This window comes from Bradyrhizobium sp. S3.2.6 (assembly GCF_040546885.1).
Taxonomy (GTDB): Bacteria; Pseudomonadota; Alphaproteobacteria; order Rhizobiales; family Xanthobacteraceae; genus Bradyrhizobium; species Bradyrhizobium cytisi.
Genome location: NZ_JBEPOS010000014.1, coordinates 95,053 through 111,530, shown reverse-complemented (window position 1 = coordinate 111,530; position 16,478 = coordinate 95,053). Strand labels below are relative to the sequence as shown.

The following is a 16,478-nucleotide window of genomic DNA, read 5'->3' as shown; positions in this document are numbered from 1 at the left end:
GAGGATTGCGGGTCAGGTCTTGACGATTTGGTCGACGCCGACGCCCTGCCCGCGCAACGTCGCCCAGAGCAGACCGAGATCGCCAACGAAGCTCTGCGACTTGACGTATTGGGCATCGAGTTCGGCGAGCCGGTCCGGGTTCGACATGTCGACGCCCCTCACCTGGGCCAGCCCGGTAATGCCGGGACGTACGTCAAGCACGCCCAGCTTGCGCCGCGCCTCGACGAGCTCGACTTGCGACGGCAAGCACGGCCGCGGACCGACCAAGCTCATGTCACCGGCCAATACGTTGAAGGCCTGCGGCAGTTCATCGATCTTGAAACGGCGCATGTGATAGCCCAGTCGCGTGACCTTTGCGGCCGAGACCTGATGGGTCGGAAGATCGCCCGTGTCTGAGGCCATTGTTCGAAATTTATAACAGGTAAATCGCTGTCCGTTCCTCCCGACGCGGGCCTGCCGAAAGATCGCTCCCCCCCGGCTATCGAGCCGGATGGCGCCAGCGACAATCAGGAAGATCGGCCAGAGCAGAAGCAGGAGCACCGCGCAGACCGCGACATCGAGCAGACGCTTCATATGCGGGACGCCTGCGGAAGCGACTTGGCCACCTGCACCATCGCGCGCAGTCCATCTTTTGTTTGCACGCGGGGACACCATCCGACACTCTGAAGATCGGCCGAACTCGCGACGAGGTCGCGTCCGATGCGATCCCAGAGCCAGCGGCGGCCAGCGGCAAAAACCAGCGCTCGCACCGCGGCCGGCGGTATCGGAACGAGATTCCGCGGCCGCCCGGACGCCTCGCGCAATGTTCCAATCATTTCCGCCAGCGTGATCGGCTCGGGATCACAGACAATGAAGGTCCGATTGATCGTGTTCGGATTGTCGAGGCAGAACATCACCGCCTGCACGAGATTGTCGACCGACAGCAGCGAACGGCGATTCTTGAAGGCGCCAAACGGGAGCGGCACAGGCAGCGACGCAATCCGCATCATCATGGCCATGTTGGCCTTGGCTCCCGGACCATAGACGATGACCGGCCGCAGAATGGTGAACGGTACGCCAGAGTGACGAACTTCCTCTTCCGCCGCGAGCTTGGCCCGGTCATAGGCCGTGATGGGCCAAGGTTCGTCCTTCTCGGTGACCACATGGTCGGCGGCGGAGCCCGCCTGCGCACCAATCGACGACATGAAGATGAGCCGCTTGATCCCGCGTTGCGCACAGGCCTGCACCAGATGCGCCGTCGCCACGCGATTGGCCCGGGTGTACTGGCCGCTGTCAATGTGAGTGCGATGAGCGATGGCCGCGAGGTGGATGACGACGTCGATGCCATCAAGAAGTGGAGTCCAGTCCACTTCGCGCTCGAGGTCGGACAGCTCCGCCCATTCGCTTCCCGGCGCATTGGTCAGCGCGATCGACTTGCGCGATGCCGCCCGGACGAAGTGGCCGTCGTTTGCCAGCGCATTGGTCAGGGCAGACCCTATGAAGCCGGAGGCGCCAGTCACCAATATCCGCAACATCCACTCACTCGCCCCGGTGGTCGAAAGGACAGAAGATCCCGCTCGGCCAGAATGTTCCACTAGCTGCACGCGACCGCTCGCGGGCGATGATTCCAGACATTCTGATCATCCTCCCGGTGCGGGCACAACCGCGGATGCCACAATTTGCCGCACCGCAGCAGCAGGCGAAAACATCGAGTGCCCAAGTTCCCGTCCACGCTCCGACATGGAACGCCGCAATTCCTCATCGTCTATAAGTTGTTCTGCAAGTTTCTTCAACGCGATGACGGAGTTCCCGACATACACCTTCCCTACCTGCTCGGTCTCGATCAGCTTCATCAGGTCGGTGCCCGGATTCACGCGCGCGAGAACCGGAACCCCATATTGCACGTAGGAGACGAACTTACCCGGAATATTGTGCGTCTTATGGTCGGGATGCAGCGCGACCATACCGACGTGGCACTGCGCAAGAAGCCCTGGAATTTCGCTCGAATCGATCTCCCCGAAGAACAGCACATTGCTGAGATCGCGTGATGCTTTCTCGGCTTCGAGCCGGGCAAACTCGGTCCCGCGCCCGACGAACAGGAACCCGATATCCGTGCGGTCGCGCAGGCTGTGAATCAGGTCGATGAAGATATCCATGCCCTGGGCCACGCCCATGTTGCCGATGTAGACGAAGATCTTGCGGCCGGCGAGTGGCGTATTCCTTACCACGATGCTGCTGCCGACGTCGGGCGTCACCGCGAGCCAGTTGCGCAGCACTTCGATGCGGCGCGGGGCGCGCTCCCACTTCTTGAGGTAGTGGAGATTGGACTCGGTCTGCACGCCGATCACCTGGGCCACGCTATACTGGAATGCCGCGATGGCCTTGAAGACGAGGTAGACCGGCCCTCGCCGGACCAGACCGAGGTCGACCGCCCATTCCGGAAAAATATCGCGCAGGATGAGATAGGTCCTCGCCTTGTTGTTGCCCTTCGACTTGCGCCGCAATTTCGCGATCAGCGGGCCGAAGAAGATCGGTGGCGAATACCACACCAGAAGATCCCAGTTCGCCGAGGCAAACGGGCTGCGCCGGATGTTGAAATACATCGCGAAAGGCAGCCACATCTCGGCGATGGCACGCCGGACGAAGGACGGCGAACGCGTCGGCGGCGCAGCCACCCGCAACACCTCGACCCCGTCGAGTTGCTCCACCACCCACGGCTTATCCGACATCGGCGATGGAACGATGACAACCGGCCGATGCCCCTGCGCGGCAAACTCCCGTGAAAGATCCCGCAACTGCACCGCCGCGGACGTCCGCAGCGGCGGATAGTCCGTCGAGATCAGTGCAATCAGCAGGCCACGGTTCATGTCAATGCTTCAACAAGATCAGCGGCGGCTCACCGCCGCTCGCCGCGAGGCTCAGAAGAAGTTCGTGATCTTGGTGCGGATCGCGTTCACCACCACGGACGATGGAGAATAATCCTCCTCGAATTCGTAGCGCGCGCCCCAGGGCAGGCCGACAGCCAGCGTCACCGCCTCGACGATATTCTCGGCCTCCATGCCTGAAACGATCGTGGCGCCGCTTTCGAGCGTCTCCATCCGCTCCGTCGCCATGCGCAGGCTGACGTTGGGCACCTTGTAGAACAGCCCCTCCTCGGCCGCAGTGCCGGAGTCGGAGAGCACGACGTAAGACTGCTTGAGCAACTGGTTGAAATCGTAGAAGCCGAGCGGCGCCATGATCCGGATGTTCGGCGGCACGTCGATATTCTTCAGCTTGCTGGTCGTACGCGGATGCATCGGGAAGATGATCTCGCGCTTGAGCCGCTGGTTGAGGATGCCGAGCGCCTCGAAGATATTCGCGAGATTCTGCGGATCGTCGACGTTCTCGCTGCGGTGCGCCGTCACCAGGATGTAGTTCTTCGGCTCAAGCCCCAGGCGTTTGAGGATGTCGCTGTTCTCGATCTCCGGCGCAAACGCCCGCATCGCCTCGAACGTCGTATTGCCGGTAACGATGATCTTCGAGGGATGGATGCCCTCACGCAACAAATTCTCGCGATGATAGTGGTTGTAGGGCAGCAGGATGTTGCTGATGTGGTCGATCAGGATGCGGTTGCGCTGCTCTGGCATGCGGCGGTCCCACGCGCGCAACCCGGCCTCCATGTGGAAGATCTTGATGCCGCGGTGCGACGCAGGCAACACGCTCAGCCCGCTGTAGGTGTCGCCGAGAATCAGCAACGCATCGGGCTTCACCTTCTCCATCAGTGCGTCGGACTTCTTGATCACATCCGCGACTTCGGGGCCGTAACCCGACGTATCGATGTCCAGCTCGTAGTCCGGCTTCCTGAGCTTGAGATCCTTGAAGAAGAATTCGCGCAGCTCCGGCGTGAAATTCTGGCCTGTGTGGACCATCACGTGATCGAAGTTGTAGTCGTCGAGCTTCTTCAGCGTCGCCCACATCTTGATCATTTCAGGCCGCGTACCGAAAATCGACATCACCTTCATTTGCGTGTTCCGTATGGCTTTCGTTAAGCGGGGACTCGAGAGCGTTATCTTAGGCGTCGGACGGCGGAAAGATCGAGACCTCCGGCAGCGGCAGGATCATCCGGCCGCCCTTCTCCAGATAGGCCGCGTTTCTCTTCCTGATCTCGTCGAAGAAACTCCAGGCGAAGACCAGGAGATAATCCGGCGGATTGTCGCTGCTGAGAATTGTGCTCGAATGAATCTGGAAATGCGATTTCGGCGTGTAGAACCCGGCCTTCGCCGGCGCATCGTCGATCATGTAGTCGAGGTGATCATGGCTGATGCCGCACCACTGGATCATGGTGTTGGCGCGACCTGACGCGCCGTAGCCGGCGATACGCTTGCCCTCGGCCCGCAGACGGCTCAACAGCCCGACCAGCTCATCGCGGTGACCAGCGACCGTGGCGGAAAACGCCTGGAACGTCTCGAAGCGATCGAATCCACGGGCGCGCTCCTCCGCCTCGAGCGCCTTGACCGCGGGCGAAACGGACGCGCTGTGCTTGCTGCCTTTCTTGCAGGTGTAGAAGCGGATCGAGCCGGCGTGGATCGGGATTGGCTTGATGTCGAACACCATCATGTCGTAGCGAGCGAGATGGTTCATCACCGACAGCAGCGAGTAGTAATAGAGGTGCTCGTGATAGACCATGTCGTATTGCAGTTCGTCGATCACCTTGCCGAGGTAGTGCACCTCGAAGGCGAACACGCCGTCCGGACCGAGCGCCGCAGCAACCGCGCGCGTCGTGCCCTGGATATCGGGAATATGCGCATAGACGTTGTTGGCCATGATCAGATCGACACAGCCGTGCTCGGCGACGACGCTGCGTGCCACGCTCTCTGTGAAGTAGTCGTTGACCACCTTGATGCGCGGGTCGTTGACGGTTGCGACCACGTTGGAGGCCGGATCGACGCCAATCACGGTGCGAATGCCCTGGTCCGCGAGCGGACGCAACAGCACGCCGTCGTTGCAGCCGAATTCGAGAACCGTCGCCTTGGCCGGATCGAGAAAGCGCGTGGTGACCTCGGCCGCATACGCACTGAAATGGTCGCGCAGGGTTCCGATCGATGACGAAAAATAAAAATAGTCCTTGAACATCACGTCGGCCGGAACCTTGTCCGTCACCTGCACGGCGTAGCAGTCGTTGCAGAAGTGCAGGCGCATGGGAAAGGTTGGCTCGGTCGCGAACTGCTCAGGCTTGAGAAATCCGCCCGCGAGGCCGACCCTACCGAAGTCCATCACCAGTCCGAGCCGCCGGCTGTCGCAGAACGCACAGCAGGGCTGTTCGGAATCACCCGCTTCAATCACGAAAATTCCCCTGTTCCCCGCCTTTGGCCACGGCTCGACCACAACCGCCGGTAACGGACGTGCGGGGGTAGCATAATCATTCTATCAGGTCGATAACCCGGGAAAACTAGACCTCTGCAATTTCGCCGTCCGCGCCCCGCAGATGGCGCTGGATGAAATCCAGCTTGAGCAGCAACGCCTTGACGCCCTCGACGGTCAGCCGCTCGGTATTATGCGACGTATAATCGTCGAGGGTGGAAATCTCCCTCTGCCCGTCGGTAAAATACATCGCATAGTTGAGGTCGCGATTGTCGGCGGGAATGCGATAGTACCGCTCCATGTCCTGGACGCGGGCCATCTCCTCGCGCGAGACGAGTGATTCGTAGAGCTTCTCGCCATGCCGCGTGCCGACGATCTGCACGGGGTTGCTGGCGTTAAAGATCTCCTTGAGCGCCTGGACGAGGTCGCCGATCGTTGCCGCCGGAGCCTTCTGCACGAAAATGTCGCCCTGGCGGCCATGCCCATAGGCATGCAGCACCAGCTCGACGGAATCGTCGAGCGACATCAGAAACCGCGTCATGTTGGGGTCCGTCACGGTCAGCGGCTTGCCGGCCTTGATCTGCTGGACGAACAGCGGAATCACCGAGCCGCGCGACACCATGACGTTGCCGTAACGGGTCGCACACAACAGGGTCTCGGACGGCGACTGACTACGTGATTTTGCAACCATCACCTTTTCCATCAACGCCTTCGTCTGCCCCATGGCGTTGATCGGATAGACTGCCTTGTCGGTCGAGAGCACGACCACCTTCTCGACATTGTTTGCGATCGCCGCGCTCATGACATTCTCGGTGCCGAGAACGTTGGTGCGGACCGCCTCCAGCGGATAGAATTCGCAAGACGGCACCTGCTTCAGCGCAGCGGCGTGAAACACGTAGTGCGCGCCCTTCAGCGCCTGGTGAATCGAGTCATAGGCCCGCACGTCGCCGATGTAGAACTTCAGCCTGGCGTTGTTGAACGCCGTCCGCATCTCCTCTTGCTTCTTCTCGTCGCGGCTGAAGATGCGGATCTCGGCGACGTCGGTCGCGAGAAATCCCCTCAGGATGTGCTGACCGAACGAGCCGGTGCCGCCTGTGATGACTACTACCTTATCCTTCATCGTGTCCCACCGAACTGAACTTGTCACGGTACATTTCATCAACCAGCGCCGGCCATTCCGGCGGCTTGTAGCCGGTAAACCGCTCGAAACGGTCTGCAACCAGCGAGCGATCCGGTGCCGGCCGATCGTCCGCGAGCAGCTTGATCCTTTTGCCGTAACGCTCGGCAACCAGCAATAGCAGATCGAATTTCGAGATCGGCCGGGTCGCAACATGATAGATACCGCTCAGGTCCGGCCGCGGGAGCACGATATCCCGGATCATATCCGCCAGCACGATGGTCGGAAAACCGGAGAAGATCGCCCGCGTGAAGCAGCGGCATTCACCCTGCTGCGACAGGAACCACTCCAGCAATCCGCTGCCGCCTTGCAGCTCGTGGCCGATGATGGAGGTTCGCAGGGTGACGGCATGCGGCGCATCGACTTCGCCGAGGAACTTCGACGTCCCATAGACGTCATCGGCATCAGGCACGTCGGCCTCGGTATAGGTGCCGCGGTGGCCTGAGAACACGCCGTCGGAGCTGACCTGGATCAGCCTCGCGCCGGCAAGCTTGCACAGATGCGACAGCCGGTGCGGCAGCACGGCATAGACCGCAATAGACCGCATGGGATCGGCGGGCGCTGGCCGGCCGACGGCAACGCAGTTGACGACCACATCTGGACGAACCGCATCAAACAGCTCTGTCAGCAGGCCCGGATCCTCGATATTGCCGGCCACAGTAAGATGCGCGGCAAGGGCGCCATCAAACAGCCTGCGGGCCGAGTCCTGCCGGATCGTCCCCGTGACCTGCGCACCCCGCATCCTCGACAGGCTACGGAACACCGCATTGCCGAGCAGGCCGGTTGCTCCGAGCACCAATATGTTCACGTCATCAACTGCCTTTGGCGCGGCGACATTAAAGGGATCGCGTAGACCTTTGCAGGCTACAAAGCGCGTATTAAGCGCAGAATGGTGCGGCACACAAACAAAAAATACATTCAAAATCAAACAAATGGATCGATGAGACGCGGTGTACGCTTGCTACTTTCGAGCATCGCCCCCAAGCCGAGAAAGCAAGTGAAACGCCGCGGCTCGCTCGCCGCCCGACTAACGTCAAAATCAATTCCTGGGTATGGCAACCCAGTATCTCCGGCCGTTTGTATTGGCGGGAGTTCCATCACTCGTTGAGAAGGCGATCATGTTCTCAAGGTGAGAAAACCGGCCGTGGCCGAGTTCTGCGATCTCACCATGTGGAGTGTGCCCCGGGCCTAACGGACGGTCATTCTCGTAGACTACCGCAGGCGAGCGAGCCAAGTTCGATGGGGTGTCAGCAAAGGCGAGCAATTCAGGCAAGGTGACTGCAGAACCGAATGTTCCGAATCTCAAAAATGGATGGTGAAGAAGTAGCGCTTCGCCTGGAGGCATCGCGGGCGGTACAAAAGAATATTTCAGGATGAGGGCGATGACGAAATAGAGCCCGCATCCGGCCAGCGCCAACAATATCTTCGCACGACGCTTCATGGTCAGCCCCTCGTCGATGATGGCTAAAACGGCTTGCTGGGTACTGCTCACGGCTTGGCCCCAGCGACGCCCATCAGGCCATCACGCAGCCCGGCCAGATAAGCCTTGATGTAGGCCAGACGATCGCCGACGAGAAATAACGCTAGCAAGCGGTTCAACACAACGGATATAGCATGCTTGAACGCAAAGCCGAACGGCACGTGCTTCTTCCGCATCAGAAGGAGGCAGTTTCGGAGCTGATAATAGCACCTCGTCGGGCTGTGCATGAGAATGGTGAAAGGGCCGAGCCGAACCAAGCCGTGTCCGATCTGGTGCCGCATCACGGCCGCAGGAACGACGTAAATCGGAATCTGCTTGCTTCGGCAGCGGAGGCACCACTCACTGTCGACACCGTCGATGAACAGCCCCTCGTCGAGCCCTCCGGCAAGAGCGAACACCTCCTGGGTCGCTGCCGTTCCGGAGGCGATTACGATGTCCACCGGAAAGGGTTCGGCTGCTGCGCCCCCGTAGACTGCATGCGGCAGTCCCCACCGCCCCAGCCGCTGCGACGGATGCGCCGTCCCGGTGCGGTCATCGACGAAAAGCGGGGACGTGATTTCCGGAACGCCGCACTTCAGCGGAGCAACCAGTGCCGGCAGGAACCCCCGTTCGAATTTCGAATCCTGATCGAATAAGACAATAATTGATGCGCCGGTGTCTCTGGCGCGCACGACTCCCACGTTCTGGGCATGTGCAATTCCCGTATTCCTGCCCAGGGAGATCACTTCGCAATCGGCCAGTACCTGCGCCGGCGAAATACCGGGCGCCTCGGTGTTGTCGACCACGATCGCCCTCGCCCCATCCGCCACAATGCACGCGCAGAGATTGGAGAGCTGCTTGATCTCAGGCCGATAGCTGACGATCACGCAAGCGACGCGGCTCATCGGAGAGCCACCGCTTGCCGACACACCGGGCGACAGGTCGGGCGATCCTTCAACAGTCATTGCGCTCGCATCCAGAGACGATGATAGATCTTCCACAAGCCAAGAGCGATGCTGCGGGCCGGAGAAGCATTGAGCGCCTCGACCAAAGCGACCTTCGGTGACTTGCGCAGCGAACCTTCGGCGGCCGGGGCGCATTTCTTGAGCGATGCGGCAAATCGTTCTGTTGTGGCGGGATCGATCCTGCGTCCCATCTGACATGCCTCCAACAGCGCGAGGATGTACAGGTTCCGGTGATATCTGAGCATGAAGCTTGGGCCATGCTGTGCGACGGCTGCCTTCGCCTGGGCATCCGACGGCACGTAATCCTGGAGAAATTCCGCAAACTGGTTGAGCGCCAGAAGCAGCGAAGGCCATGATGACGGCTTGGTGGTGGATTCTTTCTTTGGATGCATCCGGATGGAGCAGAGCTCGGCGGGAGCGTATGCCTTGTAGCCGCCCCTCATCAACGACAGCCACAGCGCATCATCGGCGAAAAACAGCCGCTCGAAATGCGGAATGCCCCCGAGCCCGTCATACTCTGCTGATCGAAAGACGACACCGGTCCCGGTGATGTCCCGCTGGTAGGTGAAGCGGCCTTCGAGATACTGCGCCGGAGTTTCACGTTCAGGAACGGGTCGACAACTGCGGATAGTTCCGCCGTCTGTGTCGATCAAACGTGAGCCGGTTTGGTACAGCTTTGCGTCCGGATAGCGATCAATCAAATTCTTGATCGCGGTCAGAAAGCCGGGATCGATCAGATCGTCGTGCCCGATCAGCGTCACGTATTCCTGCTTCTCCACCCCCACGGCACGGGCCCAACTATCGACGATCGACAGCGAAGACGAGGAGCCGTACAGGCGAATGCGGCTGTCCTTCTGCGACTTGAGCCAGGGAACGGTTTGGTCGGTGCTTTGGTTGTCAAGCACGATCAAGTCGAAATGCGGATAGGTTTGCGCCAGGATGCTTTCGACACATTCCTGAACATACGGCCAGCCGTTCCGAACAGGCAGAACGACGCTAAATCGGGTCGAGGTGGAAGTCATCAATTCGTGTTCGCGGATGATAGATTTTCAACCAGCATCACCGACAACAGCAGCATACCGGTCGAGGAGAACAACATCGGATTTGTAGCGGTCATGCAAAGATATGCCAACCAGCCCAACGCGAGCGCCCGCTGGCGCGAACTCACGTCGGTTAGAAATGCTTTTGCAACAGGAAAGAGCAAGATCAAGATCACGATGCCCGCGCCGAACAAGCCGAAATAGCGGATAAGTTCCGCATAGGTCAGCTCCGTATTGAAGTAGAAATACTCACCGGTGAGTTCGAACTCGGGCCGCCCCGAGGTACTCCAGCGATAGTAGGCGCCAAGACCTTTGCCAAGCAGCAACGTTTGGAGATCACGGAAAATATGAGCATAGTCGCCAAGCAAGGTGAGTTTGATGTTATTCGAGATATCGCTGGGATCAAGAGATGCCCGTAGTCGGGCGACAAACGGCAACGAAAGAACCGCCAAAGCGCCCAGGCTGATCAGCCCGTTCAGAATGATCCGTCCCGTGTAAAGAGGCCACAAAAGGAAAGGCAGCAGCAGCGCAGCCGCCGCTAGGTTGCGTGAGCCGGAGAACAGCATCGCCAATATGCTGATGCCCACCAGCGCCAAATAGAAAGCCTTTGCCCGAAAACCCGGCGCGCCCATTGCACGATCGAAGAAATAGGGAATCGAAATCGTCAGCAGCGGTAGGGTGACGACATTGACTTGAGTGAATTTGAACCCTTCCCCATGACTCCTCTCGGCCAGCAGGACCAATCCGCTGTTGGAGCCCATCTGCTGCAGGTCCGGGAACATCTCGGGTCTGAGCTGCAACAGGACGAACACCGCGATAGTCAGCAGCGCGAGCAGGACGAGCAGCGTGCTCAAGAACGGCATCAAATCAATGCGCCAAGCCGCCAGAACGATCGCAATTGAGAGCAGCAGGAAGCCTTTGAAAAGGCCGAACCCGGCATAAGGTTCTGTTCCGTCGACCAGATAGTACCAGACGATCGAAAGCAGGGGGATGCTAATCAACAGCAGGACGCAAGCGATCAATCCTGGCGCAATTTGGATCTTGTCCCCGTCGAAATAGACGAGGACGCACAGTCCCGCCCACATCGCCACGAAGAGCCAGACCTTGGCGTGAAATATCTGATCGGCCGGATCGAAAACGCAGACGAACACGAACGCCAGCAGAGGCAGGCGTACCAACACTTGCCTGGGGTCATCACCGCACGCCTTGCGGTAGGCCCGTTCCAGACCGCTCCGCAGCGAGAAGCGGGTCCACACATTTTGGACCCAATCGCTTGTGGAGCTTTCGCCGAAGCGCCCCGATGGCACAGGCTCCGCTTTCACGACACTCCCCAGAATGCCGTGGGCTCATAGTCGGGATAGGGCAGTTCGCCGTATTTGGGGCGTATCTTCCAACTGTTCCGCTCAATCCAGCTTTCGACCAGAGTACGAACAGAAACAGGTTGTCCGGAACACAGGTTGATTGGCCCACGATCAGCCGGATCGATTGCGAGATCGGCGAGGCGGCCGGCAACTTGGTCGACCGGGAGATAGTCGCGGAGCTGCTCGCCGCCCGACATCGGAAATAGCTCGTGGCCGGATGCGACCGCGGCTTTCAGCAACGGGTAAAGCGAGGTCGCCGGCTGATCGTCGCCATACATGTAGAAGAGCCGCGCCCAGGTCAGCTCGAAGGGCTGCGCGGCCTTCAGAAATTGAAGCTGCTTGCGCAGCGTGTCCTTGGCAAGCCCATAAGGCGTCGTCGGGCGAGTCTCCAGTTGTGCAGACAGAGCACCTGATTGCAGACCATATTCCAGGCATGTACCGGCCACGACCAGTGCCGGCAGTCCGTTGCGAACCGCGTTGGCGAGGAAGCCGTATTGACGCGGCAGCTCGGTCTCAAGGTGATAAAGCGAACGGTAGTTTGGCAGTCCGTCCCAGGCGAGATGCAAGAGCACGTCGGGGCGCTCCAGCGCCGCGAAGCAATCGGCGGGTGGACTGGCGATATCGAGCGAGACCCAGTGCACATCGGCCACGGCTGCTCGTTCTCGCACAACGCCCGGACGCTCCGTCGCGACGATCTCGACGCCGCGCGCGGCGAGTTGGCCGAGCACGTGACGGCCGACAAATCCGCGCGCGCCGGTAACTGCTACCCGCATTTGACGATAAGCCCGGACCAGATCATTGAGGAGCCTCGGTCACACGATTTCAAGCGCGGGAATTGCGGTCACGAACTGCGCACCGGAAACACCGGCGCGCTTGAGTTGGTCCATCACTTCCATCTTGAGATTCCACGGCAGGATGACGATGTAGTCCGGGTTGTCCTTATGAAGGAGCGCCTCGCTGACAATGGGGATGCGGCTACCCGGCAGAAACTTCCCCTGTTTCGCTGGGTTGCGATCGACCACATAGGAAATGAGATCCCCCCGGCATCCAGCAAAGTTCAAGAGAGTGTTTCCCTTGGCGGCCGCGCCGTAAGCGACCACCCGCTTGCCGCGGCGCTTGGCTTCGATCAGAAACGAAACGAAATCGTCCTTGATCTTCTCCGCCCGGACCTGAAACCGCTCGTACCCCTCCGAAGTGGACAACCCGGCCTCGCGTTCCCTCGTTAGGACGGCGTCCACCCGATCAGTCAGGGGGCGTTTTCCCCTGGTCCTACACTGCGCAAACACCCGCAGGCTTCCACCATGAGTGGGAATCTCCTCGACGTCGAATACGGAAAGACCATTCGCTTCGAAAACCCGCACAACCGTCGTCAACGAGAGATAGGAGAAATGCTCGTGGTAGATCGTGTCGAACTGCACTTCGGCGAGCAGACGCAACAAATGCGGGAATTCGAATGTCGCAACCCCGTCTGGCTTCAGGAGATTTACAAAGCCCTTCACGAAATCATTGATATCGGGCACATGCGCAAGAACGTTATTTGCGGCCGTGAGGTCAGCCTGCCTACCCTCAGCGGCAAGGCTTGCACCGAGGCCTGCGCCAAAAAAAGCTTCTAGCGTCTCGATGCCTTTTTCCCGCGCCGCGCTCGCCGTACTCGCAGTGGGCTCGATTCCAAGACAAGGAATTCCCCGGGCCTTCACGTATTGCAGCAGGTAGCCGTCGTTGGACGCGACTTCCACGACATGGCTGTTCGGGCCGAGTGCGAAGCGTTTGGCCATCCCATCCACGTAAGCTGCGGCGTGCTGCAACCAGGTGGTCGAAAAACTGCTGAAATAGGCGTACTCGCTCGAAAACAGCTTGTCCGCCTCGGCAAAATCCAGAGTCTGCACCAGCCAGCACGTCTCGCAAACCATGATCCGGAGCGGGAAGTAATTTTCGGGCGCAGCCAGCATATCCGGCGACAGGTACGCGTTCGACGGCGGCGACGTGCCGAGGTCGATCAACTCGAGCTTTAGCTTCGCTGAGCAGTGCCTACAGCAACTCACACCACAATTCCCTGGAATGACTCTGGCAACATCGGGTGCCCTCCGTCGCGCGCCGATAGTTCGGTTATCGCCTGCGGCCACTCCACCAGCACGCGCGGCTCTTCGGGGTGAAGAGCCCTTTCGCTGGAAGGATCATAGGCGCAGCTATGGAAGTAGAGCAGTTCGCTGTCCGGCGCCAGCACCTGAAAGCCATGCGCAAACCCCTCCGGGATCATCAGAGCCAGGTTGTTGTCGGGCGACAGCTCGATTGCAAACCACTTTAGAAGGGTCGGAGAACCCCTTCGCAGATCCACGGCTACGTCCCACACCTTGCCGCGAATGCAATTGACGAGCTTCATCTCGGCATGTGGGGGAAGCTGAAAATGCATACCGCGGACAGCACCATGTCGGGACGTCAGCGTCTGGTTGATCTGCGCAATCGGTTTGGTCCAGCCGGCCGCGCGCAAGTCCTCCGAACAGAACATGCGGGAGATGAAACCGCGCTCGTCCGACCGCTTGATGCGCTCGACGATCTTCAAACCGGAGACGGGGGTATCGTGAAGCCGAAATCTGCTCATGCCGAACGCCCCTGTCCTGCCACCGCCTCGAAATCGGCGATATCTTGCATGCAGAGGTCGCGCGCCGGGTCTCCGTCCTGCTGACGGCGGTACCAGTCCATCGTTCGCTGCACGCCCTCCTCCAACGACCAGCGCGCACCGATGCCGAGCTCGTGCCGCGCCTTGGCGACTTCGAGGGCTAGCCAGCCGGCCTCGTGGGGACCCTCCGTCCCGTCACCCCACACGATCTCGCCGCTGCCGTAGGATTGCCGCGCCAGCAGAATAACGTCGCGGACGCTGGCAGCCTCATGGGTAGGCGGACCGAAATTGTACGCACCGGCAAGACGGGGGGTCGCCCACAATTGCTCGGCAAGGACCAGATACGCAGCAAGCGGCTCCAGCACGTGCTGCCAAGGCCGCAGAGCCTGCGGGCGCCGGATGGTCAGGGCCTCGTTGCTACTCCATGCCCGAACCGCGTCGGGAATGAGACGATCGAGCGACCAATCCCCGCCTCCGACGACGTTGCCCGCACGCGCCGACGCCACTGCAATCCCCTCACCGGCAAGATAAGCATCCCGATAGCTGGCAATCACGATCTCGGCCGCGGCCTTGCTGGCGCTATAGGGATCGTGGCCACCGAGCGGATCCGTCTCGCGGTAGGGATAGGACTGCTCGATGTTTCGATAAACCTTGTCGGTCGTGACGGCCACCACCACGCGCGCCGTACCAGCCACTCGGACCGCTTCTAGAACATTCGCCGTGCCCTGGACATTTGTGCTGAAGGTCTCCAACGGCTCCCTGTAGCTCGTTCGAACCAACGCTTGGGCAGCAAGATGAAGAACAATGTCGGCGGACGCAGATCGCACGCATCGATTCAGTGCCTCGACGTCGCGGATGTCGGCTATGCGGCCATCGACAAGCCGGTCGATTCCAGCGAGGCTGGCCAAGTTCGGCGTGGTGGTGGGCGGTAACGACACACCATACACCGTAGCACCCAGCCGGCTAAGCCAAAGGGAGAGCCAGGCGCCCTTGAAACCGGTGTGCCCAGTCAACAGGACGCGCTTGCCCGACCAGAACGCCGGGTCAGGAGTGGGCAAACGATGGGTCACCAGATTTTCCACGGTGCCTTGCCGCTTGCCCAGAGCTCTTCCAGTAGGTTCTTTTCACGCAGGGTGTCCATCGGCTGCCAGAATCCGCTGTGGCGGAACGCCATCAGCTCGCCTCGCGCTGCAAGCTCGGTCAACGGGTAACTCTCCCAGGTCACGTGATCCCCTGCGATCAAATCGATACATGACGGCGACAGCACGAAGAAGCCGCCATTGATGACGCCGCCGTCGCCGCGCGGCTTTTCGACAAAGGCCGTGACCCGATCCCCAGACTGCTCCATGGCGCCGTACCTTCCCGGCGGGGTGACAGCGGTAATGGTTGCAAGCTTGCCATGGCGATCGTGAAATTCGATCGACGCCTTGATGTCGAGATCGGAAAGTCCATCACCATAGGTGAAGCAAAAGGCGCTTTCGCCCTTCACATACTCGGCGACGCGTTTCAACCGACCGCCCGTCATGGTCTCGTCGCCAGTATCGATCAGCGTCACACGCCACGGCTCGGCTTTCTGTTGATGCACCTCCATCCTATTCTGCTGCATGTCGAAAGTGACATCGGACATATGGAGAAAATAGTTGGCGAAATATTCCTTGATCACGTAGCCCTTGTAGCCGCAGCAGATCACGAAGTCGGTCACGCCATGCGCCGAATATAGTTTCATGATGTGCCACAGGATCGGCCTGCCGCCGATCTCGACCATGGGCTTTGGCCTGACGGAGGTCTCTTCGGAAATTCGTGTTCCGAGCCCGCCCGCGAGAATGACCGCTTTCACAACTCACGTCCTGTTGTTTGGAGACAGACCGGTCGACACATCAACCTTCCGCATCCGTCGCCCGTCTGGCGAGGCAGAGCGCAAGGCGCCTCACGACGGCAGCCCTTCCCTAGTGATTGACAGCAAATACAACCCATAGTCCGATTTCTCCAGCACACGCCGCAGCTGCTCAGATCCCCGACTGATCCGTCCTATCCGATAGGCAGCCCACGCGAAATCCCTGCCGCTTGTCCAGCGTTCTCATGAATCCGATGCATCGTTCAAACCCCGACCGATGCCTGCGCCTCGAAGAAAAAGGCCGGAGCCAAGTCTTTCAGGGCCGGCTGCCTGCGATCCTTATCCGCAAGCCAGACGCTTGCCGGTCCGACATAGCAACTGACCGCCAAGGCGGGATCATCCCACTTTAGCCCCGATCGCAATCGGGCGCATTTCGGTCGGTGACCTTGTAAATCACCTCGGTATCGGGCTCAAGCGAGCAATAGCCGTGGGCAAACCCCGCCAGTTCCCATATCTGAGTCCAATCCCCAGTACTCAGCATCGCGCTCGCATGTTGTCCATGGGTGGGGCGAGCCCTGCCGGATGTCGACGGCCACGTCGAAAAATGGGCCCCCTTGCGACGCGCACCGGCTTACCCTGCGCGTGCGGCGGCACCTGCAAATGCGGGCCGCGCAACGTGTCGACTTCGACCGACAGCTTCGTCTTC

General features: G+C 60.1%; 16 protein-coding genes and 1 pseudogene. All 17 read right to left on the bottom strand.

The features are described from left to right. Positions 1–12 precede the first annotated feature (12 nt). On the bottom strand, positions 13–573 hold the full coding sequence (locus tag ABID58_RS23550) for a sugar transferase (protein WP_354035021.1): 561 nt from the start codon (positions 571–573) through the stop codon (positions 13–15). Continuing rightward, on the bottom strand, positions 570–1,514 hold the full coding sequence (locus ABID58_RS23545) for an NAD-dependent epimerase/dehydratase family protein (protein ID WP_354035020.1): 945 nt from the start codon (positions 1,512–1,514) through the stop codon (positions 570–572). The genes ABID58_RS23550 and ABID58_RS23545 overlap by 4 nt, the downstream gene beginning before the upstream one ends. Before the next feature lie 105 nt (positions 1,515–1,619). Further along, on the bottom strand, positions 1,620–2,846 hold the full coding sequence (locus ABID58_RS23540; protein WP_354035018.1) for a glycosyltransferase family 4 protein: 1,227 nt from the start codon (positions 2,844–2,846) through the stop codon (positions 1,620–1,622). 51 nt (positions 2,847–2,897) lie between these two features. Next, entirely contained in the window at positions 2,898–3,980 is a 1,083-nt protein-coding gene (wecB, locus tag ABID58_RS23535; RefSeq protein ID WP_354035016.1) for a non-hydrolyzing UDP-N-acetylglucosamine 2-epimerase, read from the bottom strand. Positions 3,981–4,029: 49 nt separating this feature from the next. After that, a complete protein-coding gene (locus ABID58_RS23530; RefSeq protein ID WP_354035015.1) occupies positions 4,030–5,301 on the bottom strand; it encodes a methyltransferase domain-containing protein in 1,272 nt (423 codons plus the stop codon). Positions 5,302–5,407: 106 nt separating this feature from the next. Beyond that, on the bottom strand, positions 5,408–6,439 hold the full coding sequence (locus ABID58_RS23525) for a polysaccharide biosynthesis protein (protein WP_354035013.1): 1,032 nt from the start codon (positions 6,437–6,439) through the stop codon (positions 5,408–5,410). Beyond that, positions 6,429–7,424: a dTDP-4-dehydrorhamnose reductase family protein gene (locus tag ABID58_RS23520; protein ID WP_354035011.1), complete on the bottom strand. Its 996-nt coding sequence runs from the start codon at positions 7,422–7,424 to the stop codon at positions 6,429–6,431. Before ABID58_RS23520 ends, ABID58_RS23525 begins: the two co-directional genes overlap by 11 nt. Positions 7,425–7,535: 111 nt before the next feature. Beyond that, positions 7,536–7,988 carry a hypothetical protein gene (locus ABID58_RS23515; protein WP_354035009.1) on the bottom strand — a complete coding sequence of 151 codons (453 nt, stop codon included), beginning with the start codon at positions 7,986–7,988 and terminating at the stop codon, positions 7,536–7,538. After that, complete coding sequence (locus tag ABID58_RS23510) at positions 7,985–8,920, bottom strand: glycosyltransferase family 2 protein (RefSeq protein WP_354035008.1); 936 nt, start codon at positions 8,918–8,920, stop codon at positions 7,985–7,987. Before ABID58_RS23510 ends, ABID58_RS23515 begins: the two co-directional genes overlap by 4 nt. Then, the gene (locus tag ABID58_RS23505; RefSeq protein ID WP_354035007.1) at positions 8,917–9,942 is read right to left on the bottom strand and encodes a glycosyltransferase family 2 protein; all 1,026 of its coding nucleotides are present in this window, start codon (positions 9,940–9,942) and stop codon (positions 8,917–8,919) included. The genes ABID58_RS23510 and ABID58_RS23505 overlap by 4 nt, the downstream gene beginning before the upstream one ends. Further along, the gene (locus ABID58_RS23500; protein ID WP_354035006.1) at positions 9,942–11,282 is read right to left on the bottom strand and encodes a hypothetical protein; all 1,341 of its coding nucleotides are present in this window, start codon (positions 11,280–11,282) and stop codon (positions 9,942–9,944) included. The genes ABID58_RS23505 and ABID58_RS23500 overlap by 1 nt, the downstream gene beginning before the upstream one ends. Then, the gene (locus ABID58_RS23495; RefSeq protein WP_354035004.1) at positions 11,279–12,094 is read right to left on the bottom strand and encodes an NAD-dependent epimerase/dehydratase family protein; all 816 of its coding nucleotides are present in this window, start codon (positions 12,092–12,094) and stop codon (positions 11,279–11,281) included. The genes ABID58_RS23500 and ABID58_RS23495 overlap by 4 nt, the downstream gene beginning before the upstream one ends. A gap of 39 nt (positions 12,095–12,133) precedes the next feature. Continuing rightward, positions 12,134–13,363, bottom strand: coding sequence for a methyltransferase domain-containing protein (locus ABID58_RS23490; RefSeq protein WP_354035002.1), 1,230 nt, complete (start codon positions 13,361–13,363; stop codon positions 12,134–12,136). After that, positions 13,360–13,920 (bottom strand): dTDP-4-dehydrorhamnose 3,5-epimerase family protein, encoded by a 561-nt coding sequence (locus ABID58_RS23485; RefSeq protein WP_354035000.1) that lies wholly within the window; start codon positions 13,918–13,920, stop codon positions 13,360–13,362. Before ABID58_RS23485 ends, ABID58_RS23490 begins: the two co-directional genes overlap by 4 nt. Beyond that, the gene (gene rfbG / locus ABID58_RS23480; RefSeq protein ID WP_354034998.1) at positions 13,917–15,008 is read right to left on the bottom strand and encodes a CDP-glucose 4,6-dehydratase; all 1,092 of its coding nucleotides are present in this window, start codon (positions 15,006–15,008) and stop codon (positions 13,917–13,919) included. Before rfbG ends, ABID58_RS23485 begins: the two co-directional genes overlap by 4 nt. Beyond that, complete coding sequence (rfbF, locus tag ABID58_RS23475) at positions 15,005–15,775, bottom strand: glucose-1-phosphate cytidylyltransferase (protein WP_354034996.1); 771 nt, start codon at positions 15,773–15,775, stop codon at positions 15,005–15,007. Before rfbF ends, rfbG begins: the two co-directional genes overlap by 4 nt. 403 nt (positions 15,776–16,178) lie before the next feature. Then, positions 16,179–16,328: pseudogene (locus tag ABID58_RS23470) on the bottom strand (dTDP-4-dehydrorhamnose 3,5-epimerase family protein); the annotation flags it as partial. Between the last annotated feature and the right edge of the window lie 150 nt (positions 16,329–16,478).